The following is a 23,297-nucleotide window of genomic DNA, read 5'->3' as shown; positions in this document are numbered from 1 at the left end:
TCATGCAGTTCGACGACTTCCTGGGTGTCATCTGGAAGCGCCGCGTGATCGTGGCGCTGACGCTGGTCGCCTGCGTGCTCGCGGCCGGCGCGTACGCCTTCACGCAGCCCAAGCGGTACGAGTCCACGGCGACGATCGCGTTCACGCCCGACCCCAAGGGCGGCCAGACCTACGTCCCGACCGACAACCTCGCGGCGCTGCTGTCGACCTACGCGGCCGTCGCCAAGTCCCGCGAGAACAAGGACGCGGCCGCCAAGCTGCTCGGTCGCCCGCTGCCGGGCGAGATCGAGACCTCGACCGGCGCGGGCAGCGGCATCCTCGACGTCATCGGCCGCGACACCGACCCGCAGGGCGCCGCCGACACGGCGCGCACCGCCGCCCAGGCGCTGTCGAACCGCCTCGCCAACAACGGCCTGCTCGTGCCGAGCATCGTCAACCCCGCGGTCCCGTCGGCCACGCCGATCCAGCCGCGCCCGCCGCTGATCCTGTCGGTCGCGATCCTCCTCGGCCTGATCGCCGGCGTCCTGCTGGCCCTGGTGCTGGAGCGGATGCGCCGCACGATCGAGACCGGCGACGAGGTCACCGAGGCGACGGCGCTGCCGGTCCTCGGCCGCCTGCCGCGCGAGCGCTCGCTGGCCCGCTCCGACGCCCAGCTCGTCTGGGAGACGGGCGACTACGAGGTCCTGCAGGAGAGCTACCGCGCGCTGCGCACGAACGTCGAGCTGCTGCGCGACGGCGACTGGAGCGTCCTGCAGGTCACCAGCGCCAAGCCCGGCGAGGGCAAGTCGACGGTCGTGGCGAACCTCGCGATCGCGCTCGGCCAGATCGGCGTGCGCACGGTCGTCATCGACGCCGACCTGCGCCGCCCGCGTCAGCACGACCTCTTCGGGCTGCGCAACGACGTCGGCCTGTCGACGGCGATGACGATCTCCGACACGGTCGTCCAGCCCAGCCCGACGGCCTACGCCAACGTCCGCGTCCTCACCAGCGGGCCGATCTCGGCCAACGCCGCCGAGCTGCTGCACGTGCGCTTCGGCCGCGTGCTGCGCCAGGTCAAGGCCGACGCCGACATCGTGCTGATCGACTCGCCGCCGGTCCTGCCGGTCAGCGACGCGCGCGTGATCGCGCCGTCGGCCGACGCCACGGCGTTCGTCGTCGGCGCCGAGCGCAGCCAGACCAGCGCGATCGTCAGCGCGGTCGACAAGCTGCGCTTCGCGCACGCCAACCTGATCGGCGCGATCGTCAACTTCGCCAACAGCCAGGACGGCGAGCAGATCGCGGCCTACGGCTACGGCCCCTACATCTCGCCGCAGCAGAACGCGCAGCCGATCCCGGCGGGGCTCGGGCGCGACAACGCCAACGCGTAGGCCGCTCATGGCGGGGGCCGTCACCTTCGACCGCGTGCGCGGTGGCCACGTCCTGGCCATCGCGGTCGGGCTGCTCACCGGCCTGCTGGTCGGCGCGAGCCCGCTGCTGGTGCTCGGCGTCATCTTCGCGGCGGGCGGGCTGTGGGTGCTCATCACCCGGCCGGAGTGGACGCTGCTGGGGATGATCGCGGCCCTGCCCTGGGAGAACGAGCTGCAGTTCCCGTCGGCGACGCTGTCGGCGGTCAAGGCCGTTGGCGCGATCGTCCTGTTGGCCTACATGTTGAAGCTCGCGGGCCAGCGGCGCACGATCGTGCACCTGCCGGCGCTGCTGGGGATCGCGACCGCGTTCACGCTGTGGGTCGGCGCGTCGGTGATCACCTCGACCGGCATCACCGACAGCGTCACGAAGCTGATCCGGTACCTGCTGTTCTTCGTGTTCTTCTTCCTCGTCGTCCAGCTCGTGGACGGCCGGGTCGAGGTCCGGCGCGTCCTGCGCGTCTACGTGGGGTCGGTCGCGCTGGCCGCCTTCTACGGGATCCTGCTGTTCCTCGGCGGCAAGACGACCGGCCGCGTCGCGGGCCCGGTCGAGGACCCCAACGACTTCGGCTACCTGCTGGCCACGACGCTGCCGCTGTGCGCGTACCTGCTGACGTTCAAGGGCGGCCGCAAGCTCCCGTGGGCCGCCGCGTTCGTGCTGATCGCGGCCGCGATGCTCGCGACGCTCTCGCGCGGCGCGCTCGTCGGCTGCGCGGCGCTGCTGGCGTGGGGGCTGGTCACCCGGCGCGTGCCGATCCGGGTGCTGCTCGGCGGCGTCCTGGCGCTGGTCGCGGTGGCCGCGCTGGCGCTGACTCTGTGGCGGCCGCTGCTGGACAGCGCGCTGCACCAGAAGGCGCACATCGCCAACGCCAACCAGGTGTCGCGCCAGTCGTTCTGGCGCGGGGCGCTGCTGCTGACGATCGACCACCCGGTGCTCGGGGTCGGCCCGCAGCGCTTCCCGCCCGAGGTGCTGCCGCTGCTGCGCAACAACCCGGAGAACATCGGGCCGCCGGTGACGCACAACAGCTACCTGGAGATCCTCGCCGAGGACGGCGCGCCGGCGCTGGCGCTGTTCCTGGCCTACCTGGCCGGGGCGTGGCTGATCCTGCGCTCCGTGCAGCGCCGCGCGGCCGAGGCCGACGACACCGACGAGCAACGGCTGGCCACCGCGCTGCAGGCCGCGTTGATCATCGCGATCGTCTCGGCGTCGTTCTTGAGCGAGCAGCTGACGACGCCGTTCTGGCTGCTGGGCGCGCTGGCCTGCGTGGTCGCGCGCGACGCCTACCAGCACGAGACGTCCGCGGAGCGCGCCGCGCGGCGCCGCGCCCCGCGCGCGTCCGCCGCGCCGCCGCCGCCGCGGCCCGCGCCCGTCCGCTCGCTCCCGCTGCCGTCGTGAGGGCGGCGCTGCTCTCGACGCTGGACCGCGGCGGTCCGGTGGAGCAGGCGCTGCTGCTCTCCGGCGGCCTGGTCGCGCGCGGGGTGGAGGTGCGCGCGGTCTGCGCGTTCGCTGAGGTCGCCGAGCGCTTCGCGGCGACGGGCGCCGACGTGGCGCTCGTGCCCAACCGCGGCTTCCGGGACGCCCGCGCCGCCGTGGCGACGATGCGCGCCGCGCGCGGCTGCGACGTCGTCCACGGCCACGACCGGCGCGCGAACCTGTGGCTGCGGATGGCGCCGCGGCCCGGGCGCGGCGCGCCGCGGGTCATCACCGTCCACGGCCTGCCCGACCCCTACCACCCGCCGCCGATCGGGACCGAGACCCACGACCTGCGCACGCGCCTGGCCTACCGCGGCCTGGACGCCGGGCTCTGCCGCCGCGCGGACGCGATCGTCGCGCCGTCGCGGACGATCGCGGGCGAGCTGGTGGCGCGCCTGGGCTACCCGGCGGACAAGCTCGTCGTCGTGCCCAATGGCGTCGTGCCGCCCGCCTTCCGCGAGGACCGCGACGGCGGCGTCGGGATGCTCGCGCTGCTGGTCGCCCTGAAGGGCGTCGACGTGTTCCTGCGCGCCGCGGCGCGGCTCGACGGCGCCGCGCCGCTGACCGTCTTCGGCGACGGCCCGGAGCGCGACGCGCTGCTGGCGCTGCGCGACGAGCTGGGCCTGGCCGGCCGCGTGGCGTTCCCCGGCTTCGTCCCGTCCGCGCGAGCGCTGGAGGACCTGCGCGTGCTGGTCATCGCGTCCTACGCCGAGAACGCGCCGATGAGCCTGCTGGAGGCGATGGCCGCCGGCGTGGCGGTGGTCACGACGACCGTCGGGGGCATCCCGGAGATCGCCGACGACTCGGTCGCCCAGCTCGTGGCGCCCGGCGACAGCGCGGCGATCGCGGAGGCCGTCGCGCGGCTGCTGGCCGACGACGACCTGCGCCGCCGCCAGGTGCGCGCCGCGCGCGCCCGGGTCGAGGAGCGCTTCACCGCCGCGGCCAACGCGGAGGCGATCCATGGCCTGTACGAGCGCCTGCGGGCCGGCGGGCGCCCGTGAGGATCCTGCTCACCAGCCCGGGGATGGGCGTCGGCGGCGCCGAGCGCGTCGTCGCGATGCTGGCCGCCGGCCTGGCCGCCCGCGGCCACGAGGTGGCGCTCGCCGCGCCGCCGGGCATGCGCGACGCCGACCTCGCCGGCGTGCCGCACCTGCGCCTGCATCTCGACGACCACGGCCGCGCGCTGGCGGGCGCGGCGGGCACCGCGCGCCAGCTCGCGTCGGCGGTGCGCCGCGTGCGCCCGGACGTCGTCCACGCCCAGAACGTCAAGGCCACCATCCTGTCCGCGGTCGCCGCGCGGGCCGCGGGCCGCGGCGCCGCGCCCGTGCTGTCGACCTTCCACGGCGTGCTGCCCGACGAGTACGCGCGCGCGGCCCGGCTGCTGCGCGGCGCCGCGCACGTCGCCTGCGTGTCGGAGGACCTGCGCGCGCGGCTGACCGCCGCCGGCTTCCCGGCCGGCCGGGCGAGCGTCGTGCACAACGCCGTCGAGCCGGTCGCCCCGCTGACCGCGGAGCGCCGCGCCGCGCTGGACGCCGAGCTGGGCCTCGGCGACGGCCCGGTCGCCGCGGTCGTCGGGCGGCTCGTGCCCCAGAAGAACCACGCGCGCTTCCTGGTCGCCGGCGCGCGCGCGGCCGCCGCGGTGCCCGGCGCGCGCTTCCTGGTCGTCGGCGACGGCGAGCTGCGCGACGAGATCGCGGCCCGCCGCGCGGCGCTGGGCCTCGACGGCTCCGTGATCGTCACCGGCGCCCGCGCCGACGCGCGCGACCTGATCGCCCGCGCGGACGTCCTCGTCTTCTCCTCGGACTGGGAGGGCCTGTCGATCGCCGCGCTGGAGGCGCTCTCGGCCGGGACGCCGGTGCTCTCCACCGACGTGCAGGGCATGCGCGAGCTGCTGGCCGGCGGGGCGGGGGAGGTCGTCCCGCTCGACGACGGCCGGGCGCTGGGCGACGCGCTCGCCGCGCTGCTGGCCGACCCGGCGCGCCGGGCGGCGATGGGCGACCACGGCCGGGCGCTGGCGGCGAGCGCGTTCAGCGTCGACGCGATGGTCGGCGCCTACGAGGACCGCTACGCCGCGCTGCGGGAGCGCCGTCGGTGAGCGCCGCGCCGCGCCTGAGCGTCGTCATGCCGGCGTTCGACGCCGCCGCGACGATCGGCGCCGCCGTCGACTCCGCGCTGGCGCAGACGGTCACCGAGATCGAGGTGCTCGTCGTCGACGACGGGTCGACCGACGCCACGGTCGCCGAGGTCGCCCGCCGCGCCGAGCGCGACGCGCGCGTGGTCCTGCTCACGCAGGCCAACGCGGGGCCGTCGGCCGCGCGCAACCGCGCGATCGGGCGGGCTCGCGGCCCGGTCGTCGCCTTCCTCGACGCCGACGACCTCATGCTGCCCGTCTACGCCGAGCGCATGCTCGACCGCCTGGAGCGGCGACCCGACGTCGCGCTCGTGGCCTGCGACGCCTACATCTACGACGAGCGCTACGGCCGCGTGCGGCGCCGCACCGTCCTCGACGACGTCGCGCCGCCCACGCCGCTGCCCGCCGGCGCCGACGCGCAGTTCGCCGCGCTGGCCGATCACAACTTCGTCTACGTCGGATGCGCGGTGCGGACCGACGCGCTACGCGCCGTCGGCGGCTTCCCGGCCGACACGCGCACCAGCGAGGACTGGGACCTGTGGCTCCGGCTCCTGGACGCCGGCCACCCGATGGACCTGCTGCGCGAGCCGCTGGCCGTCTACCGCTACTCCGAGGGCCAGGCGCACCGCGACGCCGCGGCGATGGCCCGCGGCCAGGAGCGCCTCGACGCGTGGATCCGCTCGACCGGGCGCGTGGGCGACCTGCGTCGCGCGGGCGCGACGGGCGCGGCGGACGGGAGCGCGAGCGCGCTCAAGGCGCTCGTGCCCGCGCCGCTGCGACGGGCCCTGACGTGCCGACGGCGGCCACCGTCCCCGGTGGCCGCCGCCTTCCCGCGCCTCGGCCGCTGACCGCGGCCGCGCGGCGGGCTACTTCCGCTTGGCCACCGCCTTGCGCTTGGCGGCCGCCGTCTTCTTGGCCTTGGTCGCCGCCTTCTTCTTGGCGGCGGCCTTGGTGGCCCGCTTCTTGGTGGCCTTGACGATGGCGGCCCGCGCCTTGGCGTCGCGCGTCTTGGTCGACGGCTTCTTCTTGGACGGCGTCTTGGCCTTCGTCGGCGCCTTGGTCGGGGCCGTCACCGGGGCCGTGGGCGCGGTGGCCGGCGGCTGGGGCGTGCTGACCGGGGCCGTCGGCGTGGTCACCGGGGCCGTCGGCGCGGTGACCGGGGCGGCGGGCGTCGTGACCGGCGCGGGCGTCGTGACCGGCGCGGGGGTCGTCACCGGGGCGCTCGGCGCGCTCGCGTCGCTGTCGCTCGGCGTGCCCGCGTCGCCGCCGCCCGTCGTGCCCGTGTCGCCGCCGCTCGTCGCCGCGCCGCCGTCGCCCGTCGTCGTGCCGCCGCCCGTCGTGCCACCCGTGCTCGAGCCGCCGTCGCTCGGGACGCCCGGCGTGCTCGGCGGGGTGGTGTCGTCGCCCGCCTGATCTCCTTTGGTGAGGACGAGCGCCGTGTTCGGGGCCAGCGTCGCGCTCTTGGCGTTCGTCAGGCCGGAGCCGCTGTAGGTGCCGCCGAAGTCGACCTTGGCGTTGCTCGTGCCCGGGTTGACGACGACGAGGCCGTTGGTGAACGCGCGGGAGAACGCGCCGTTGCCCAGCGAGGTCATCGCGCCGGCCGGGTCGCCGATCGGCGCGTCGTACTCCGGCAGCCAGTCCGGGTCGCCGGCGTAGGTGTCGGTCGACAGGTAGGCGCTGCGGCCGCCGGCGGCCATCAGCATCGTCGCCCAGCCGTACAGCTCGGCCTGCTTGTCGCCGCTGCCCGCCTGGGTGACGCCGAGGAAGCGCTTGCCCTTGGCCTCGGCCGTGGTGATCTCGTTGAGCTGGATCTTCCAGTCGATCGTCGGGCGGTAGCCGACGCCCGGCGTCTTGGACCACTTGGCGAACATCTCGTCCTGGCCGCCGTCGAGGAACTGCAGCCAGTCGGCGGACACCGACGGGTTCTCGGTCCAGGAGCCGATGTTGGCGATCGCCAGCTTGCCCGCGGCCTTCAGGCGCGGGTAGACCGTCGCCAGCATCGAGCGCGTCGCGGCCTGGTAGGCGGCGTCGGTGGAGTAGCGCGCGATCTTGGTGGGGTCGGTGTGGTACTTGGCGGTGGTGTTGACGTCGTCCATGAAGACGCCGTCGAACGGGCCGCCGGACAGGCGGGAGACGACGTTGTCGGCCCACGCGCTCTGGTAGCCGGCGTTGCCGATGTCGGCCATGTACAGCCACGAGTAGTCGCCCTCGGTGAGACGGCTGCCGCTCGTGCTCTTGAGGAACCAGTCCGGGTGCGCCGTGTCGGCCTGCTCCATGCCCACGCCGCTGGAGTACAGCCCGTTGGGGCCGGCGCCCTTGGCCATGGCCGAGAAGTTCTGGTACATCAGCACCGTCGTGCTCGGGTTGGCGGCCTTGATCTGGCGCGCCCGCGTGGTGTCCCACGCCTGGAGCACGATGTAGGAGTTCCGCTGCGCCGCCGCCGAGACACTGGCGAAGGACGAGGGCGTCGCGAAGGAGAGCTGGTAGTGCCCTGCGGGTGCGGCCTGCCCGATGCTCGGGACGGCGAACGTGCACCACATGCACCCGACGAGGGTTGCGAGCAGCATTCGTGCGCGCATTGTGACTTGCCTGCCTTTCGGTAGCCCGGCTGGCCACTCGGCCTGGCGCTTGCGCGCGCAGACCCGGGCCCCGTGGCTTTGCGTCCCCGCCTCGCGGCGGGTTTGCCGTTGTCGATGGTCTGCGAGGGCGACGGGGTTCGCCCTTGCGTGGCTTCAGGATCGGCGGCCGTGGTCGAAGGCCCGACCACGACGCACCAAGGTTCGGACAAACGTTGAACCGGTGTTCAGGATCGGACCGGCGTCCAGAGCGGCTGGACGCCGGTGGACGCGGCTGAGAAAGCTCCCAGGAGCACGCGTTATTGTCAGCGGCGTGCCGATCGCCCCATGTGAGCCCGTGCGGCGGCGGGCGTGAGCGGACCCAGTCCCGCGAGCGCTGACGGCCTCAACGGACCGGAGCTCGGGCAGACCGACGGGGCCACCGTCCTGCGCGGCGGCGTGTGGGGGCTGCTGGTCGCGGTCGTCCCGCCCCTGCAGACGCTGCTGATCTCGATCGCGGCCGCGCGCCTGCTCGGCGCCGAGGACTTCGGCCGCCAGAGCTTCATGGCGTTCATCTCGGTCTCGTGCGTGTCGGTCTTCGCCGCGCGCGTGCCGGCGGCGCTGTCGCGCTTCGGCGCCGAGCTGTTCGGCGCGGGCGAGAACGGGATGGTCGTCGGGCTGCTGCGCTGGACGGTCCGCGTGCAGGTCCTGTCGGGGCTGGCGGCCGCCGTGGGCTTCACCGCGGCCGCGGTCTTCGGCGCCACGCCGAGCGGCGGCTGGGTGCTCGCGGGCCTGGCGACCTGGGTGGCGTGCGTGCACGCGGCGGCCAGCTCGTTCCTGGTCGCGGCGCAGCGCTGGCGCGACAGCCTCCTGCCGGGCCTGGTCACGACGATCGCGGCGGTCATCGCCGCGATCTCGGTGCTCGCGCTCGGCGGCGGCATCACCGGGTACTTCGCGGTCGAGTTCGCGGTCGCGGCGGTCAACCTGGCCTGGACGACGCGCTACGCCGCGCGCCTGCGCGGGCAGCTCGGCGAGACGGTGCCGATCACCTCCGCGCGCCGCCGCGAGTTCCGCTCGTTCATGCAGGCCTCGACGTTCTTCGCGGTGATCGAGTTCGTGGTGCTGAGCCGCTCTGAGGTCGTCTTCCTGCGCCACTACTCCGGCGCGACCGAGGTCGCGCTGTACTCCGTCGCGTTCGCCGCGGCGGCCGCGGTCGGCCGCGTGCCGGCGATGGTGACCAACGTCGCGCTGCCGGCGGTCGCCACGCTGCACGGCGCCGGCGAGCACGACCGCATCCGCTGGGGCTACTGGCGCGGCACGCGCCTGCTGATCGCCCTCTGCCCGACGCTCGTGGCGGTCGCCGCCGGCCTCGGCGCCGCCCTCCTGGGCCTCGTCTACGGCAGCGAGTACCACGGCGCCCAGCCGGTCCTGGCGATCCTGCTGACGCCGTTCGCGCTGCTGCCCGTCACCGGGATGGCCAGCGCGCTGCTGTGGATCTTCGGCCGCATGCGCTTCCTGGTCATCTGGGGCGTGATCGGCACGATCGCCGACCTCGGCCTCGCGTTCCTGCTCGTCCCGCCGTGGGGCGCCGAGGGCGCCGCGGTCGTCAACGTGGTCGCCCAGCTCGTCGTGGGCGTGCCGTCGCTCGTGCTCGTCGGGCGGATGCTGGCCCCGGCCGAGCTGGAGCCGCGGTTCATGGTGAGCTCGATCGTCCTGGCGCTGCTGGCGGGCCTGGCGACGCTCGTGCCGATCGTCCTGCTCGACGGCTTCGCGGAGGTCGTGGCCGCCGGCGCGGCGGCAGCGGTCGTGCTGTGGCTCGCGACGGGCCGGCTGGCGCTGCTGTCCGAGGAGGACACGGCCTGGCTGACCGAGGCCGCCGGCCATCGGATCGGGCCGCTGGCGCCGCTGCTGCGCCGGTTGGGCGGGCCTACGCGGCGCGGCGCAGCCGACGCAGTCCGCGGCGGTTGAGCGCGGGCGGGGGCGGCACGGAGTCGGCGCCCGCGACGATCGCCGCCGGGGCCTCGTCGGTGAGCCAGCCCTCCAGGTGCTTGGCGCCCGCCGCGGCCAGCGAGGCCCGCACGCCCGGCGGCCGGGCGCGCGTGTCGTGGGCGTCGGAGGCGACGACGTGGGCCAGGCGCTCCTCGAGCATCCAGCGCGCGTAGTTGCGCGCGGTGGTGCCGAACGCGCCGTCCAACGCGGACGCCGTGATCTGCGTCAGCGCGCCGCCGGCCACGAGCGACCGCAGCGACTCCGGGCGCCGCTGGAACTGCGGGCAGCGCTCCGGGTGCGCGATGACGAGCTGGTGGCCGCGGGAGCGCAGCAGGCCCAGGAGGACCTCGGCGTCGGTCGGACGCCGGGACAGCGGGGCCTCGACCAGCAGCCAGCGGCGACCGGCGATGGTCAGGGCGCCCAGCTCGACGTCGTCGAGGTCACAGGCGTGGGCGAGGTCGACCTCCGCGCCGGAGTGGATCGCCAGCGGGATGTCGCGCCGGGCCAGGTGCAGGCGCAGCGCGACGGTCGCCGCCTCGATCATCCGGCTGGTGTTCTGCGGCAGGTCGCCGCGCACGTGCGGCGTCGCGACGACCGCGGACACGCCCGCGGCGAGGTGCGCCGAGGCCTGCTGGTCGCTCTCCTCGATCGACGGCGGACCGTCGTCGAGGCGGGGAAGGATGTGGCAGTGAAGGTCGACGCTCACCGAGAGGCGGACGAGCTTACCGTCGCTGTCCAACGTGACGCGATCCTCACCTTCACTCCCGATCGCGGCGTCGAGGCCGGGAACCGCACCGTGAAGCGGCCGAAGCGGTCGGTGCGCAGGATCGCGCGGTAGCGCAGTTGGCCGTGCGCGCGCAGCGTCAAGCTGTAGGTGTCGATGATCGACCCGGTGCCGGTGGCGCGCAGCCGCCCGCCGCTGAGGCTCAGGCGGATCCTGGGCTTCACCGTCGCCGCCGGGAGCGGACGGCGCATCAGCGAGCGCAGCGTTCCGTAGAGCGTCTTCCTGTGGCCCCGGCGGTCGAAGACGCCGAACTGGTAGTCGGTGTTGAAGTCGTTGAGCTCGTACAGCGTCAGCGCCGCGACGTAGGACGTCGACCGCGTCGCCCGGATCAGCTCCTTGACGGCCTTGGCCTGGCCGGCCTGCGTCAGGCACGCGTGCTCGACGCGCCCGGACGGGCCGCGCTTGGCGTAGCAGCTGTCGTAGCCGTACTCGGTCAGCCACAGCTTCGAGCGGTCGCCGTTGCGCAGCTGCACCGCGCGCGTGGTCTTCAGCGCGTCGAGCGGCAGGTCGTAGAAGTGGACGGCGAGCGCGTCGTAGGAGCCCTTGAAGCCGTCGTCGTACAGCGCCTGCAGCCACTTGCCGTTGCCGCCGACGAACGAGCCGGCGATGACCGGGACCTCGGGCGCCGCGGCCTTCAGCGGGCCGTAGGCGGCCTTGGCCATCGCGACGTAGTTGCGGACCTTGCTCGGGCCGGCCCAGTAGTTCTCGTTGGCCTGGTCGGGCTCGTTCCAGACCTCGTAGGCGGCGAGGTTGGCGCGCAGGCGCGTGACGAGGAAGACCGACGTGTCGGCGAACGCGGCGAAGTCGGACGGCTGGTAGCGCGAGACCGCGAACGGCGTGCCCTTCGAGGAGCACTGGGCCTTGGCCTTGTCGGGGGCCGACGACGCCCAGCAGGGCGTGCTGACCAGGAACGGGATGAGCTTGATCTGGCGCTCCGCGGCGGCGGCGTTCAGCCGATCGAGGCTCGCGAGGTAGGTCGCGTCGTAGCGGCCTGCCGCGGCCGGCTCCAGCTGGGACCAGTCGACGCTGACGCGCAGCGACGTCATCCCGAGGTCGTGGACGGCGTCGAGCTCCTTGGCGAGCTTGGCCGGCGAGGTGCCGACCGCGACGCCCTGGATGCCGTAGAGCGCCTTGGCGCCCGCCGCGGAGGCCGTGACGGCGCAGGCGCCGACGGCCAGGAGGACGAGCAGGGCGATGCGGAGGTGCCGGACCGGCGCGTGCGCGTGCAAGGCGCGCAGGATAGCGCTGGATGGGCCGACTTCTGGTACCGCGGTACGTCCCGGTTGCCATGACCGACGAATTGCGGCAGAGTAGGAAGTGGCACGTCCCACTTCTCACTGTCACCCCGGAGCGAGCGAGAACGTCTTGAGCCTCGAGGACCCCGTCGTCATCACCTGCGCCATCTCGGGCGCGCTGGCCAACCGCGACCAGTGCCCGGCGATCCCCTACACGCCCGCGGAGTATGCCGCCGAGGCGCGGCGGATCGTCGACGAGGGCGGCGTCCACATCCACATCCACGCGCGCAAGCCCGACGGCACGCCGAGCTACGACGCGCAGGACTTCACGGCGATCCACGACGCGATCCGCGCCGAGGTCGGCGACGCCGCGATCCTCAACTTCTCCACCGGGACGATCGGGGTCGGCGTCGAGCGGCGCATCGAGTACCTGAGGGCCTGCCCGCCCGAGGTCGCCGCGCTCAACATGGGGTCCATGAACTACGCGAAGTACTCCAAGCGCCGCAAGGACTTCGTGTTCTCGGCGGTCTTCGCGAACCCGTTCGACGAGATCATCGCGTTGTTGAAGGCCATGCGCGAGCTGGGGATCAAGCCCGAGCACGAGTGCTTCGACCTCGGCCACGTCGGCTCGCTGACGCCGCTGATCGACATGGGGGTGTTGGAGCCGCCGCTGCACGCGGACTTCGTCATGGGCGTCGTCGGCGGCATCCCGCCGACCGCGCGCAACCTCGCCGTCATGGCGGACAACTTGGCCGACGTCCCCGGGGGTCCGCACCACTGGGGCGTCATCGGCATCTCGCGCAACCAGTGGACGCTGCTGGCCGCCGCGCTGGCGCTGGGCGGCTCGATCCGCGTCGGGCTGGAGGACAACCTGTACCTGCCCGACGGCGAGATGGCCAAGTCCAACGGCGAGCTGATCGCCAAGGCGCGGCAGATGACGCAGGACGCGGGGCGCCGTCCGGCGACCGTCGAGGAGGCGCGCGCGTTGCTGGGGCTCAAGCCGCGGGTGGCCGCGTGAGCGGCTCCGCCGCCGCCGCGCTGCCCTTCGAGGGCCTGCGCGTCCTGGACCTGTCGCGCCTGCTGCCCGGCGGGTTCTGCTCGCTGCTGCTGGCCGACTTCGGCGCCGACGTCATCAAGGTCGAGGACACCGGGATGGGCGACTACATCCGCTGGTCGCCGCCCGCGTTCGAGGGCGCGGAGGAGACGGCCAAGTCGTCGCTGTTCCTGTCGCTGAACCGCAACAAGCGCTCGATCCGCGTCGACCTGAAGTCCGAGGCCGGACGCGAGGTGCTGCTCAAGCTCGTCGAGGACGCCGACGTCGTCCTGGAGTCGTTCCGGCCCGGCGTGCTCGACCGCCTCGGCGTCGGCTACGAGGTCATGCGCGCGCGCAACCCGCGGATCGTCTACTGCGCGATCACCGGCTACGGCCTCACCGGTCCCAACGTGCACCGCTCGGGGCACGACATGAACTACCTGGGCCTCAACGGCGTGCTGGCGCTCGGCGGCGACGAGGGCGGCGCGCCGATCCAGGCCGGCGCGCAGATCGCCGACCTCGGCGGCGGCGCGCTGATGGGCGCCTTCGGGATCCTCGCCGCGCTGCGCGAGCGCGACCGCTCGGGCGAGGGCCAGCTCGTCGACGCCTCGATGTTCGACGGCGCGCTGAGCTGGCTGGCGATGGTCGCCGCGCGCGTGTTCGCCGCGGGGGAGACGCCGCGGCGCGGCCGGGAGATGCTCAGCGGCTCGCTGCTCTGCTACCGGCCCTACCGCTGCGCCGACGGCTGGGTCACGCTCGGCGCGCTGGAGCCGAAGTTCTTCGCGGCGTGGGCCAACGGCGTCGGGCGACCGGACCTGATCGAGAAGCAGTTCGAGCGGCCGGGCTCCGACGCGCACGCCGAGGTCGAGGCGATCTTCGCGAGCCGCACGCGCGAGCGGTGGGCCGCGTTCGCCGACGAGCACGACTGCTGCCTGGAGCCGGTGCTGGAGGTCGAGGAGGCGCTGGAGTCCGAGCTGGTCCGCGCCCGCGAGATGGTGATCGAGTTCGAGCAGCCGGGCGCGGGGACGGTCAAGGGCCTCGGCTTCCCGGTCAAGCTCTCGCGCACGCCCGGCGCCGTCCGGCGCGGCGGCCCGGCGCTCGGCGAGCACACCGAGGAGGTGCTGCGCGAGGCCGGCTACGAGGAGGCGGCGATCGCGCGGCTGCTGGAGTCCGGCGCGGTCGCGGCCGCGGCGGCATCTGCGACCGGAGATACGTTCCTGGCCTCGTGAACGACGACGGCCTCCTCAAGATGAGCGAGCTCGCCCAGCGCAGCGGCGTCTCGGCGGGCACGATCAAGCACTACCTCCGCGAGGGGCTGCTGGGCGACGGCGAGGGCGTGGTGCGCACGTCGCGCAACATGGCCTACTACCCGCCGGCGTACGTGGAGCGGATCACGCTCATCAAGCGGCTGCAGGAGGACCGCTTCATGCCCTTGAAGGTCATCAAGGGCATGCTCGACGAGGACCCCGACCGGGCGCTGGCGCTCGTCGAGCTGGAGGACCGGATCATCGAGCGCGCGCTGGAGCGCCGCGACACCGCGCGCGTCAGCAAGGCCGAGATCCGCGAGCGCTACGACCTGCCCGAGGTCGTGCTGGACCGCCTCGCCGAGTTGGAGATCCTGACCCCCGACACGCGCGGCTACGACCCCGACGACGTCGCGATCATCGAGGCGATGGTCCGCTTCCGCGCGGGCGGCTACGACGAGACGCTCGGCTTCACGGTCTACGACACGCTGCGCTACCGCGAGGCGCTGCAGCCGCTGGTCGAGGAGGAGATCGCGACCATGTTGGGGCGGTTGGCCGGCGAGGTCGAGGCCGAGCGCGCCGCCGACATCATCGCCTCGGGCACCGAGCCGCTGCGCGAGCTGCTCGGCGCGCTGCACTCCAAGCTGCTGCTGGCCGAGCTGGCGCGCCAGGCGCGCGAGCGCTAGATGGTGTTCTTGCCGACGGCGCCGCCCTTCGACGGCGGTGCCGTCCTGGCGTTCCTGGCCGCGCGCGCGATCGCCGGCGTCGAGGCGGTCGAGGGCGGCACGTACCGGCGGACGCTGGCGCTGGACGGAGGCGACGCGGTCGTCTCCCTCACGCCGCGCGTCGACGGGGTGGAGGCGACGCTCGCCCTCGCCGCGCCCGACGACGAGCCGCGCGCGGTGGCGGTCGCCCGCGCGCTCTTCGGCCTCGACCAGGACCCGGCCGCGACGCGAGCCGCGCTCGGCGACGACCCCGTCCTCGGCCCGTTGGTCGCGGCCCGGCCCGGCCTGCGCGTGCCCGGCGTCGCCTCCGGCTGGGAGGCCGCGGTGCGCGCGGTCGTCGGCCAGCAGATCAGCGTCGCGGCGGCGAGCAAGCTGCTGTCGCACCTGACCGCGACGGTGGGGCGGAGGGTCGCGCTCGGCGCGGGCGTGCGGCGCGCGGGCCCGCTCGCCTTCGCCTTCCCCGAGCCGGCCGCGCTCCTCGCCGCGCCCGACGACGCGTTCCGCATGCCGCGCACGCGCGCCCGGACGCTGCGCGAGCTGGCCGCCGCCGACCCGCCGCTCGCGACGCCCGCCGACGCGGGCGCGCTGACCGCGCTGTACGGGATCGGCCCGTGGACGGCGGGCTACGTCGCGCTGCGCCTCGGCGACCCCGACGTCTTCCTCGACGGCGACGTCGCGGTCCGCACGGCGCTGCGGGGCCTCGGCGCGAGCACCGCCGACGCGCCGCGCTGGGCGCCGCACCGCAGCCACGCGGTCCTGCAGCTCTGGGCAAACCTCGCCAAACCTCCGCTCGGCGCGCCACGCTGAGGAGGAGTCCGCCGGCCGACCGGGTAGGTCCTCCCGGAGATGAGGATGGCTCACCGGCTCGTCGCCGCCCCGCCGGAGGTCCGGTCGCTGTCCGGGCTGACGCTCGTCGCCGCCGTCGCGTGCGCGTTCTCGGCGGCGTTCCCGGTCGCGCCCGGTCGCCCCACCGACCTGCTGATCGCGCTGACGCTCGGCGGCGTCGTGCTGGCGGGCGGGCTGATCCTCGCCGGATCGCGCGTCGGCCACGGCGGCCTGACGCTCACCGTCGCCGTGCAGATCGGGTGCGCGAGCGTGCTGGTCGGCGCCTCGGCGACGACCGGCGGGGCGATGCTCGCCGGCTACGCCTACGTCTGGATCACGGTCTACAGCGCGCTGTTCCTGACGCCGGCGGCCACGCGCCTGCACTGCGCGCTGACGACCGTCGGCTTCGGCGCGGGCCTGCTGGCCGGCGGGCTGCACGGGATGGTGACCGCGTGGATCCTGGTCAGCGCGACGGTCTGGGGCTCCGCGCACGCCCTGTCCAAGCTCAGCGAGCGCGTCCGGCGCCAGGCCGAGACCGATCCGCTCACCGGCCTGCTGAACCGCCGCGCGTTCGTCGCCGCCGCCGAGCGCGAGCACGAGCTGGCCGCGCGCACCGGCGCGGACCTCACGGTCGTGCTCATCGACCTCGACGACTTCAAGGCCGTCAACGATCGCGAGGGCCACGCGGCCGGCGACCTGCTGCTCGCCGACCTGGCGGCGGCCTGGCGGGGCGTGCTGCGCCCCGCCGACCTCCTGGCCCGCCACGGCGGCGACGAGTTCGCCGTGCTGCTGCCCGCGACGTCCGAGGACGGCGCGGCGCGCGTGGTCGCGCGCCTGCGCGAGGCGCATCCGACGACCTGGTCGGCGGGCGTCGCCGCGTGGGAGCGCGAGGTGTCGCTGGACGCCGCGCTGGCGGCCGCCGACGCGGACCTCTACGCGGCCAAGCGCGGGCGGCCGCGGCGACCCCTACAACTCGGCTGAGGCGCGCTCGCGCGCCGCCGCCGCCGCGGCGCCGCGCAGGTCGTCCTGCGTCCACGCCTCGGCGAGCCGGACGATCACCGCGGCGGCCGAGGCCATGTCCTGCAGCGACGCCCACTCGCGGACCGAGTGGAACTCGTGGCCGCCGGTGAAGACGTTGGGCGTCGGCAGGCCCATCGCGCTCAGCCGCGAGCCGTCGGTGCCGCCGCGGATCACCGTGCGGCGCGCCTCCAGGCCCTCGGCGGAGATCGCCCGCTCGGCGGCCTCGACGACCTCGGGGAACGGCTCCAGGTGCGAGCGCATGTTGGGGTACTGGTGGACGACGTCGACCTCCAGCCGCGCGCGCGGCTCGGCGCCGACGACCTCCTCGGCGGTCGACCGGATCAGGTCGACGTGCCGCGCGAGCTGGTCCTCGTCGAAGTCGCGGACGATCATCGTCGCGGTCGCCTTCTGCGCGTCGCCGCCCAGGGCGTAGGGGTGGATGTAGCCGTCGCGGCCGTCGGTCGTCTCGGGCGTCATGTGGTCGGACGGCAGCGCCGCGACGAACCGCGCGACCAGGCGCGCGGCGTTGACCAGGATGTCCTTGGCGAAGCCCGGGTGGATGTCGACGCCGTGGACGGTCACCGTCACCTCGGCGGCGTCGAACGTCTCGTCCTGCAGCTCGCCGACCTCCGAGCCGTCCATGGTGTAGGCGCAGAACGCGCCGAAGCGCTCGACGTCGAACAGCGTCGCGCCCTCGCCGATCTCCTCGTCGGGCGTGAAGCACACGCGGATCGTCGGACGCGGCAGCTCGGGGTGCGCGGCCAGGTGGGCGACCGCGGTGACGATCTCCGCGACGCCGGCCTTGTCGTCGGCGCCCAGCAGCGTGTCGCCCGACGAGGTGATGACGTCGTGGCCCTTCTTGTCCGCCAACGCGCCGACCGTCGCCGGGTCGAGCCTCGTGCCGCCGCGCGGCAGCTCGATCACGCCGCCGTCGTAGTCGCGGTGCACGATCGGCTCGACGCCCGCGCCCGGCGCGTCCGGCGACGTGTCGACGTGCGCGACCAGGCCGATGACCGGCGCGTCCTCGACCGTGGCGGGCAGCGTCGCCACCACGTAGCCGTTGTCGTCCAGGAACGCGTCCTCCAGCCCGGCCGCCTTCAGCTCGTCCACGAGCAGCCGTCCCATCTCCAGCTGCCCCGGCGAGCTGGGGCTCTTGGTGCGCTTGCGCGCGGCGGTGGACTCGATGCGGCAGTAGCGGTCGAAGCGCTCGAGCAGGCCGGGCGCCAGCGCTTCGGCGAGGGGAGAGGAAAACGGGGACGGCATGCCGTCCAGCCTAGACCGTGACCGCGGCGGCCCCGCGTCACCAGCGGACGCTGTGGCGCTCCATCACGCCCCACCCGCGGGCGACGGCGATCCCGCCGGGCAGCGTCCCCGAGAACGTCCCGAACGGCTGGACGTAGTCGGAGGCGAACAGCTTGAAGTCGTCGGCGCGGGCGCGGCGGGCCTCCTCGGCGAAGGCCAGGCGGGCGGGGTCGGCGTCCCCGAACGAGACCGCCGACAGGTCGTCGGCGAACGTCGCGGGCGGCAGCTCGGTCGCGACGCCGCCGACCCAGGCCGTGCGCTCGCTGCCGACCGGCGCGTCGTGCACGCCGTCGACGATGTTGAAGGCCAACGGGGTGCCGTCGGGCGCCTCGCCGACGCCCGCGCACCAGCGCCAGTCGGTGCGGCGCGCGTGGTAGCCCGCGGAGTCGTCGATCAGCCCGCGCAGCTCGATCGCGCGGCCGCCGACCGTGCCGGTCGCGCGCACCGGCCGCTTGCGCGTCCAGATGTAGGAGTCGCCGTGGCGCGAGGTCACGGCCATCGCGTCGCCGTCGGGCTCCAGCGTCAGGCGCGCGTCGGCGAAGCGCGCGGCGTCGTCGGCGATCGCCACCGCGCCGGGGCGGAAGACCGTCTTCTCGCGCAGGTCGCGGCGGTCCCAGAACGCCCAGAAGGACTGCGGCAGGCCCGCGACGCGCACCGTCGCGGCGCAAAGCATGAGATCCTCGCCGTACAGCCCGAGGTACCGCCAGCGCTTCAGCGGGCGTCGGTCGCGCAGCGGCGCCATCCGCGCGGGCGGCACGGGCAGCCCGGTCGGGCGGTCTCGCAGGGGCAGCTCGGACAGGCTCGGCACGGCGGGGTATGCTCCCAGACGCGCTGTTGACTGACCAGTCAATCGCCGCTCGGGCCCCCACTCCACCGACTCTTGCGCGCCGCTGCCGTCCAACTCACCGCGACCGCCGACAAGGCGAGGAACCTCGAGACGGCCGACCGCCTCGTGCGCGCCGCCGCGGCCGACGGCGCGTCGCTGGTCGTGCTGCCCGAGAAGTGGTCGGTCTACGGGTCGCCCGAGGACCAGCGCGCGGGCGCCGAGCCGCTGGACGGCCCGGCCTTGTCGTGGGCGCGGGCGATCGCGCGCGAGCTGGCCATCGACCTCGTCGCCGGCTCGATCGCCGAGCGGGTCGACGGCCGCGCCGACGGCCGCGGCTCCAACACGTCGGTCCACGTCGGGCCCGACGGCGCCGACCGCGCGACCTACCGCAAGATCCACATGTTCGACGTGCTCGTCGGCGGTCGCGCCTACAAGGAGTCCGACGGCGAGGCGCCCGGCGACGAGATCGTGCTCAGCGCGACCGCCGACGGCGTCGGCCTCGGGCTGACCATCTGCTACGACCTGCGCTTCCCCGAGCTGTACCGCCGCCTGGCGGTCGACGGGGCGCGCGTCCTCGCCGTGCCGTCGGCCTTCACCGAGCCGACGACCCGTGACCACTGGGAGGTGCTGTTGCGCGCCCGCGCGATCGAGAACCAGGCCTTCGTGATCGCCGCCAACCAGGTCGGGCGCCACGCGCCGGGCCTGCGCACCGGCGGCCGCTCGATGATCGTCGACCCCTGGGGCCTCGTCCTCGCCCAGGCGCCCGACACCGAGTCCTACGCGATCGCCGACCTCGACCTCGACCGCCAGGCCCGCATCCGCGCCGACCTCCCGTCGCTGGCGAACCGCCGGCCGGAGACGTACTGATGGCCACCGCCCGCAACAGCGCCGCGGCCGCCGAGAAGCGCCGCCTGATCCTCGACGCGGCGGTCCGCGTCTTCGCCCGCCAGGGGTTCCACACCTGCCGCGTGAGCGACATCGCCGACGAGGCGGGCGTCGCCTACGGGTTGGTGTACCACTACTTCCGGTCCAAGGACGAGGTCCTGGACACGCTGTTCCTCGAGCGCTGGAACGTCATGCTGGAGGCGATCCGGCAGGTCGACGAGCAGGACATCCTGGCCCGCAAGAAGCTCGAGGCGATCGCCGGGTTCATCGTCGACTCCTACCGCCACGACCCCGACCTGATGAAGGTCATCATCGTGGAGGTCACGCGCGCGGCGAACTCGTTCGGCCAGACGCACCTGGCGAAGATCACCGAGGCCTACAACCTGATCGCCCAGGTGGTCGAGCGCGCGCAGGCGGCCGGCGAGTTCCGCTCCGACATCTCGCCGCAGTTCGCCGCGATGGCGTTCTACGGGGCGATCGAGCAGGTGCTGACCGGCTGGATCTTCGACTCGCTGCCCAAGGCCGGCCAGGACATCGACGACGCCAAGCGGCTGATCGTCGAGACGATCTGCGGCGGCTTGGATCAATAGCCCGCCTGCCTTGCGGGTAGGGTTGTGGCCCGATGCAGCAGAACGACATCGTCAAGCGCCTCGCCTGGTCGGGCCTCCTCGCGGCGTTCGGCGCGGCCGCGTCGGTCGTCGCCTCGCGCGCGGCGGCCATGGCCTTCCGCCGGATCTTCGACGAGGACCCGCCGGAGTGACCGGGCCGGACCCCGACAGCCCGACGCCGGAGCCCGCGTACGTGGATCCGGCGCCCGAGCCCGCCGAGGCGGTCGCGCAGGCGCCGATCCCGCCCGCCGCGGATCCGCCGGCCGAGCCCACGCCGACCGTCCCCCTGGGCGACGCGACGTTCGCGCAGCCCGCGGGCAGCGCGCTGCTCGGCGGCGCGGGCGGCGAGGTCGATCCCCATCCCGAGAAGCTCGTCGGCGCCGCGTTCGCCGGCGGCCTCGTCGCCGCCCTGTTCCTGAAGGGCATGGCCCGGAGGAAGCACTCGTGAGCGATCAGCAGCCCACCAACCTGGCCGCCGCGATCCAGGACGTCAGCGAGAAGGCCCAGCTGCTCGTCCGCGAGGAGATCGAGCTGGCCAAGGCCGAGGTCACGCAGAAGGTGCGCTCGCTGGGCGTCGGCGCCGCGGTCGCCGCGGCGGCCGGGGTCTTCGTCCTCGGGGCGGCGATCATGATCCTGTTCGGGCTGGCGTGGCTGGCCTACTGGGCGATCCCGTTCCCCGACGGCCAGTACTTCTGGGGCTACTTCACGATCGCCGCGATCCTGCTCCTGCTCGCCGCGCTGGCGGGCTACGTCGCCTACCGCGCGCTCAAGAAGGGCTCGCCGCCGGCGCCGAAGATGGCCATCGAGGAGGCCAAGCTGATCAAGGAGACCGTGTCCGCCGAGCATCCCGGGGGGACGGTCTAGATGGCCGCCCAGCGCTCGCCCGAGGAGATCGCGAATCTCCTCCCGGAGGCTTGTTGATGTCCCAACGTTCGCCGGAGGAGATTCGGGCCTCCATCGAGGCCAACCGCGCCGAGCTGGCCGTCTCGCTGGAGCGGCTGCGCGGCGAGGTCGCCGAGGTCACCGACTGGCGCAAGCAGATCCGCGAGCACCAGCAGGAGGTGCTCATCGGCGCCGCCGTCGCGGGCTTCGTGATCGGTGGCGGCATTGCCGCCATCGGCGGCCTCATGCGCCGCAAGAAGAAGCGCCGCTGGTAGACGCCGCGTAGCGATTCGCCCTGGACCGTCCGGCCCCATGCCTACGGTTCGGGGCGGATGCCCACGCGCGCCTCAGAGCTGCCTGCCCGCTCGATCCTCCGGATCGTGACGATCGTCGTCCTGGCGGCGCTCGCGCTCTACCTCATCTTCCTGCTGCGCAGGCCGATCGGCTGGGTCCTGACCGCGACGTTCATCGCGGTCGCGCTCTCGGCGCCGGTCAACCGGCTCAACAACCACATGCGCCGCGGGTTCGCGATCGCGATCGTCTACCTGGGGCTGATCCTCGTCCCGATCGGGCTGACCGCCCTGGTCGTGCCGCCGTTGGTCACGCAGGGCACGAACTTCGCCGAGGACCTGCCCAAGTACGCCAACGACGTCCAGGACTACGTCAACAAGAACAAGCGCCTGCGCGAGCTGGACGACAAGTACGACCTGACCGGCCAGCTGCAGAAGCAGGCCAACCAGCTGCCGGGCCGGGTCGGCGACGCCGCCAAGGTCCTCAGCGACATCGGCCTGGGCCTGGTCAACTCGATCTTCGCGCTGGTCAACATCCTCATCTTGAGCATCTTCATCGTGTCGCGCGGGCGCGAGTGGACCGACGCGGCCCTGCGGCTCAGACCCCCGGCCGAGCGAGAACGGATGCGGCGCATCCTGGACCACACCGCCAGCGCGGTCGGCGGCTACGTCCAGGGCGCGCTGACGATCGCGCTGATCGCGGGCGTCCAGGCGTTCATCGTGCTGGAGATCCTCGGCGTGCCGTTCGCCGCGCCGCTGGCGGTGATGGCCGGGCTGGCGTCGCTGATCCCGCTCGTCGGCGCGACCGCGGCGGCCATCCTCATCGGGGTGGTCACGTTGTTCAACAACTTCCCGACCGACACCATCATCTGGGCGGTCTGGGCGGTCGTCTACCAGCAGATCGAGAACAACATCATCCAGCCGCAGGTCCAGCGGCGGACCGTGCAGGTGCAGCCGTTCGTCGTGCTCGTGGCCGTGCTGTTCGGCTCGACGCTGCTGGGCATCCTCGGCGCGATCGTCGCGATCCCGCTGGCGGCGTCGATCCAGATCGTGCTGCGTGAGTGGTGGGCCTGGCGCCAGGAGCTGAAGACCCAGGCGCTGCTGGATCCCGACCGGCCGCCGCCCGACGACGACGGCGGCGGGGGCGGCGTGATCGTGCCCTCGCCGGGCTGAGGCGGCTAGACGCCCAGCTCGGCCATCAGCGCGCGCGGCAGGCCGCCCGCGCCGATCAGGCCGGGGCCGACGTGGGTGCCGATGACCGGGCCGATCTCGCTGACGAAGACCGGCTCGGAGTCGAAGATCTCGCGGCCGCGCTCGACGAGGCGCGCGGCCTCCGCCGGGGCCTGGATGTGCTGGACGACCCAGCCGTCGGCGCCGTCCTCCTTGCGCGCCTTGAGGTAGTCGACCATCCGCTCGAACGCGCGGCCCGCCGTGCGGACGCGCTCGACCGGCGTGATCTCGCGGTCGATCGTGAGGATCGGCTTGATCTTCAGCGCGCCGCCCAGCCACGCCTGCGCGGTGCCGATGCGCCCGCCGCGCTTGAGGAACTCCAGCGTGTCGACCGCGAACCAGATCTTCATGGCGTCGGCGGCCTCCTCGACGCGGGCGCGCACGGCGTCGACGTCGGCGCCGGTCGACGCGGCCGCGGCGCCGGCCAGCGAGCAGAGCCCGATCCCGCCGCACGCGGTGCGCGAGTCCACGACCTCGACGCGGCGGCCCGGGTAGCGCGTCGCGATCTCGGTCGCCGCCTGGCGCGCGGTCTCCGGCGTGCCGCTGATGCCGCCGGCGATGTGGACCGAGACGATGTCGCGCCCCTCCTGGGCCAGCGGCTCGTAGACCTCCAGGAAGTCGCCGATCGACGGCTGCGACGTCGTCGGCAGCTGGTCCATCGCGCGCAGCGTGTTGTAGAAGCCGTCGAAGTCCGGCATGTCGGACTCGCGCTCGTGGCGGTCGCCGAGGTTGACGTAGAGCGACACCTGGCGGATGTCGTGCGCGGCCAGCAGCTCGCGCGGCGCGTAGTGCGTGGTGTCGGTGACGACCGCGACCTGGGACATGGTGCGCCAGCCTACGGGTTCGGAGCGTGGCA

The 23,297-nt window shown here is 74.1% G+C and carries 24 protein-coding genes and 1 riboswitch; of the genes, 18 read left to right on the top strand and 6 right to left on the bottom strand.

Annotated elements, in window-relative coordinates; translation table 11 throughout:
- The first annotated feature begins 2 nt into the window (after window positions 1-2).
- Genes VFG42_RS16595 through VFG42_RS16575 form a run of 5 tightly spaced genes read left to right on the top strand, consistent with a single transcriptional unit; the run spans window position 3 to window position 5,856 of the window.
- Window positions 3-1,367: a polysaccharide biosynthesis tyrosine autokinase gene (locus VFG42_RS16595; protein WP_324909879.1), complete on the top strand. Its 1,365-nt coding sequence runs from the start codon at window positions 3-5 to the stop codon at window positions 1,365-1,367.
- A 7-nt stretch (window positions 1,368-1,374) separates the two neighbouring features.
- Window positions 1,375-2,799 carry an O-antigen ligase family protein gene (locus VFG42_RS16590; RefSeq protein WP_324909878.1) on the top strand — a complete coding sequence of 475 codons (1,425 nt, stop codon included), beginning with the start codon at window positions 1,375-1,377 and terminating at the stop codon, window positions 2,797-2,799.
- Window positions 2,796-3,878: a glycosyltransferase family 4 protein gene (locus VFG42_RS16585; protein ID WP_324909877.1), complete on the top strand. Its 1,083-nt coding sequence runs from the start codon at window positions 2,796-2,798 to the stop codon at window positions 3,876-3,878. The genes VFG42_RS16590 and VFG42_RS16585 overlap by 4 nt, the downstream gene beginning before the upstream one ends.
- The gene (locus tag VFG42_RS16580) at window positions 3,875-4,972 is read left to right on the top strand and encodes a glycosyltransferase (RefSeq protein WP_324909876.1); all 1,098 of its coding nucleotides are present in this window, start codon (window positions 3,875-3,877) and stop codon (window positions 4,970-4,972) included. Before VFG42_RS16585 ends, VFG42_RS16580 begins: the two co-directional genes overlap by 4 nt.
- Window positions 4,969-5,856, top strand: coding sequence for a glycosyltransferase family A protein (locus tag VFG42_RS16575; RefSeq protein ID WP_324909875.1), 888 nt, complete (start codon window positions 4,969-4,971; stop codon window positions 5,854-5,856). Before VFG42_RS16580 ends, VFG42_RS16575 begins: the two co-directional genes overlap by 4 nt.
- An 18-nt stretch (window positions 5,857-5,874) precedes the next feature.
- On the opposite strand, the gene VFG42_RS16570 is transcribed toward VFG42_RS16575, so the two are convergent.
- The gene (locus tag VFG42_RS16570) at window positions 5,875-7,575 is read right to left on the bottom strand and encodes a putative glycoside hydrolase (protein WP_324909874.1); all 1,701 of its coding nucleotides are present in this window, start codon (window positions 7,573-7,575) and stop codon (window positions 5,875-5,877) included.
- 28 nt (window positions 7,576-7,603) lie between these two features.
- Window positions 7,604-7,704: riboswitch (cyclic di-GMP riboswitch) on the bottom strand.
- Window positions 7,705-7,935: 231 nt separating this feature from the next.
- Here VFG42_RS16570 and VFG42_RS16565 point away from each other — a divergent pair.
- Window positions 7,936-9,531 (top strand): lipopolysaccharide biosynthesis protein, encoded by a 1,596-nt coding sequence (locus VFG42_RS16565; protein ID WP_324909873.1) that lies wholly within the window; start codon window positions 7,936-7,938, stop codon window positions 9,529-9,531.
- Here VFG42_RS16565 and VFG42_RS16560 read toward each other — a convergent pair.
- Together VFG42_RS16560 and VFG42_RS16555 are read right to left on the bottom strand one after the other, a co-directional pair.
- Window positions 9,491-10,258, bottom strand: coding sequence for a tyrosine-protein phosphatase (locus VFG42_RS16560; protein ID WP_324909872.1), 768 nt, complete (start codon window positions 10,256-10,258; stop codon window positions 9,491-9,493). The two genes, VFG42_RS16565 and VFG42_RS16560, sit on opposite strands and share 41 nt — an antisense overlap.
- Entirely contained in the window at window positions 10,255-11,565 is a 1,311-nt protein-coding gene (locus tag VFG42_RS16555; RefSeq protein ID WP_324909871.1) for a glycosyl hydrolase, read from the bottom strand. Before VFG42_RS16555 ends, VFG42_RS16560 begins: the two co-directional genes overlap by 4 nt.
- Window positions 11,566-11,701: 136 nt before the next feature.
- Between VFG42_RS16555 and VFG42_RS16550 the strand changes: the two genes are divergently transcribed.
- The 5 genes from VFG42_RS16550 to VFG42_RS16530 are packed head-to-tail and all read left to right on the top strand — an operon-like array spanning window position 11,702 to window position 16,379.
- Entirely contained in the window at window positions 11,702-12,589 is an 888-nt protein-coding gene (locus VFG42_RS16550; protein WP_324909870.1) for a 3-keto-5-aminohexanoate cleavage protein, read from the top strand.
- Window positions 12,586-13,833, top strand: a complete 1,248-nt coding sequence (locus VFG42_RS16545) for a CaiB/BaiF CoA-transferase family protein (protein ID WP_324909869.1) — start codon at window positions 12,586-12,588, stop codon at window positions 13,831-13,833. The genes VFG42_RS16550 and VFG42_RS16545 overlap by 4 nt, the downstream gene beginning before the upstream one ends.
- The gene (locus tag VFG42_RS16540; RefSeq protein WP_324909868.1) at window positions 13,830-14,534 is read left to right on the top strand and encodes a MerR family transcriptional regulator; all 705 of its coding nucleotides are present in this window, start codon (window positions 13,830-13,832) and stop codon (window positions 14,532-14,534) included. Before VFG42_RS16545 ends, VFG42_RS16540 begins: the two co-directional genes overlap by 4 nt.
- Complete coding sequence (locus VFG42_RS16535; protein ID WP_324909867.1) at window positions 14,535-15,380, top strand: DNA-3-methyladenine glycosylase family protein; 846 nt, start codon at window positions 14,535-14,537, stop codon at window positions 15,378-15,380.
- A gap of 39 nt (window positions 15,381-15,419) precedes the next feature.
- On the top strand, window positions 15,420-16,379 hold the full coding sequence (locus tag VFG42_RS16530) for a GGDEF domain-containing protein (protein WP_324909866.1): 960 nt from the start codon (window positions 15,420-15,422) through the stop codon (window positions 16,377-16,379).
- Here VFG42_RS16530 and pepT read toward each other — a convergent pair.
- Together pepT and VFG42_RS16520 are read right to left on the bottom strand one after the other, a co-directional pair.
- Window positions 16,365-17,681, bottom strand: a complete 1,317-nt coding sequence (gene pepT / locus VFG42_RS16525; protein WP_324909865.1) for a peptidase T — start codon at window positions 17,679-17,681, stop codon at window positions 16,365-16,367. The genes VFG42_RS16530 and pepT overlap by 15 nt on opposite strands.
- 37 nt (window positions 17,682-17,718) lie before the next feature.
- Window positions 17,719-18,528, bottom strand: a complete 810-nt coding sequence (locus VFG42_RS16520) for a DUF2804 domain-containing protein (protein WP_324909864.1) — start codon at window positions 18,526-18,528, stop codon at window positions 17,719-17,721.
- 72 nt (window positions 18,529-18,600) lie between these two features.
- On the opposite strand from VFG42_RS16520, the gene VFG42_RS16515 reads away from it, so the two are divergent.
- From VFG42_RS16515 to VFG42_RS16485, 7 genes are read left to right on the top strand one after another with little or no spacing between them, the layout of a single operon-like run.
- Window positions 18,601-19,413, top strand: coding sequence for a carbon-nitrogen hydrolase family protein (locus VFG42_RS16515; protein WP_324909863.1), 813 nt, complete (start codon window positions 18,601-18,603; stop codon window positions 19,411-19,413).
- Window positions 19,413-20,021: a TetR/AcrR family transcriptional regulator gene (locus VFG42_RS16510; RefSeq protein ID WP_324909862.1), complete on the top strand. Its 609-nt coding sequence runs from the start codon at window positions 19,413-19,415 to the stop codon at window positions 20,019-20,021. Before VFG42_RS16515 ends, VFG42_RS16510 begins: the two co-directional genes overlap by 1 nt.
- A 32-nt stretch (window positions 20,022-20,053) precedes the next feature.
- Complete coding sequence (locus VFG42_RS16505) at window positions 20,054-20,191, top strand: hypothetical protein (RefSeq protein WP_324909861.1); 138 nt, start codon at window positions 20,054-20,056, stop codon at window positions 20,189-20,191.
- A complete protein-coding gene (locus VFG42_RS16500; RefSeq protein WP_324909860.1) occupies window positions 20,188-20,487 on the top strand; it encodes a hypothetical protein in 300 nt (99 codons plus the stop codon). Before VFG42_RS16505 ends, VFG42_RS16500 begins: the two co-directional genes overlap by 4 nt.
- The gene (locus VFG42_RS16495; RefSeq protein WP_324909859.1) at window positions 20,484-20,903 is read left to right on the top strand and encodes a phage holin family protein; all 420 of its coding nucleotides are present in this window, start codon (window positions 20,484-20,486) and stop codon (window positions 20,901-20,903) included. Before VFG42_RS16500 ends, VFG42_RS16495 begins: the two co-directional genes overlap by 4 nt.
- A 56-nt stretch (window positions 20,904-20,959) precedes the next feature.
- Window positions 20,960-21,196 (top strand): DUF3618 domain-containing protein, encoded by a 237-nt coding sequence (locus VFG42_RS16490; protein ID WP_324909858.1) that lies wholly within the window; start codon window positions 20,960-20,962, stop codon window positions 21,194-21,196.
- A 57-nt stretch (window positions 21,197-21,253) separates the two neighbouring features.
- Window positions 21,254-22,384 carry an AI-2E family transporter gene (locus VFG42_RS16485; protein ID WP_324909857.1) on the top strand — a complete coding sequence of 377 codons (1,131 nt, stop codon included), beginning with the start codon at window positions 21,254-21,256 and terminating at the stop codon, window positions 22,382-22,384.
- Window positions 22,385-22,389: 5 nt separating this feature from the next.
- Here the strand turns inward: VFG42_RS16485 and VFG42_RS16480 are convergent, their stop codons facing one another.
- Entirely contained in the window at window positions 22,390-23,265 is an 876-nt protein-coding gene (locus tag VFG42_RS16480; RefSeq protein WP_324909856.1) for a DegV family protein, read from the bottom strand.
- Between the last annotated feature and the right edge of the window lie 32 nt (window positions 23,266-23,297).

The sequence above is a fragment of the Baekduia sp. genome, assembly GCF_035685985.1.
Lineage (GTDB): Bacteria > Actinomycetota > Thermoleophilia > Solirubrobacterales > Solirubrobacteraceae > Baekduia.
This window is presented reverse-complemented; position numbering and strand designations above follow the sequence as displayed.

Excerpts from the sequence above, each read along its gene's own strand:
- VFG42_RS16535 (WP_324909867.1), top strand. The coding sequence starts at position 14,535 with ATGGTGTTCTTGCCGACGGCGCCGCCCTTCGACGGCGGTGCCGTCCTG.
- VFG42_RS16505 (WP_324909861.1), top strand. The coding sequence starts at position 20,054 with ATGCAGCAGAACGACATCGTCAAGCGCCTCGCCTGGTCGGGCCTCCTC.
- pepT (WP_324909865.1), bottom strand. The coding sequence starts at position 17,681 with ATGCCGTCCCCGTTTTCCTCTCCCCTCGCCGAAGCGCTGGCGCCCGGC.
- VFG42_RS16490 (WP_324909858.1), top strand. The coding sequence starts at position 20,960 with ATGTCCCAACGTTCGCCGGAGGAGATTCGGGCCTCCATCGAGGCCAAC.
- VFG42_RS16595 (WP_324909879.1), top strand. The coding sequence starts at position 3 with ATGCAGTTCGACGACTTCCTGGGTGTCATCTGGAAGCGCCGCGTGATC.
- VFG42_RS16530 (WP_324909866.1), top strand. The coding sequence starts at position 15,420 with ATGAGGATGGCTCACCGGCTCGTCGCCGCCCCGCCGGAGGTCCGGTCG.
- VFG42_RS16510 (WP_324909862.1), top strand. The coding sequence starts at position 19,413 with ATGGCCACCGCCCGCAACAGCGCCGCGGCCGCCGAGAAGCGCCGCCTG.
- VFG42_RS16590 (WP_324909878.1), top strand. The coding sequence starts at position 1,375 with ATGGCGGGGGCCGTCACCTTCGACCGCGTGCGCGGTGGCCACGTCCTG.
- VFG42_RS16570 (WP_324909874.1), bottom strand. The coding sequence starts at position 7,575 with ATGCTGCTCGCAACCCTCGTCGGGTGCATGTGGTGCACGTTCGCCGTC.
- VFG42_RS16485 (WP_324909857.1), top strand. The coding sequence starts at position 21,254 with ATGCCCACGCGCGCCTCAGAGCTGCCTGCCCGCTCGATCCTCCGGATC.
- VFG42_RS16480 (WP_324909856.1), bottom strand. The coding sequence starts at position 23,265 with ATGTCCCAGGTCGCGGTCGTCACCGACACCACGCACTACGCGCCGCGC.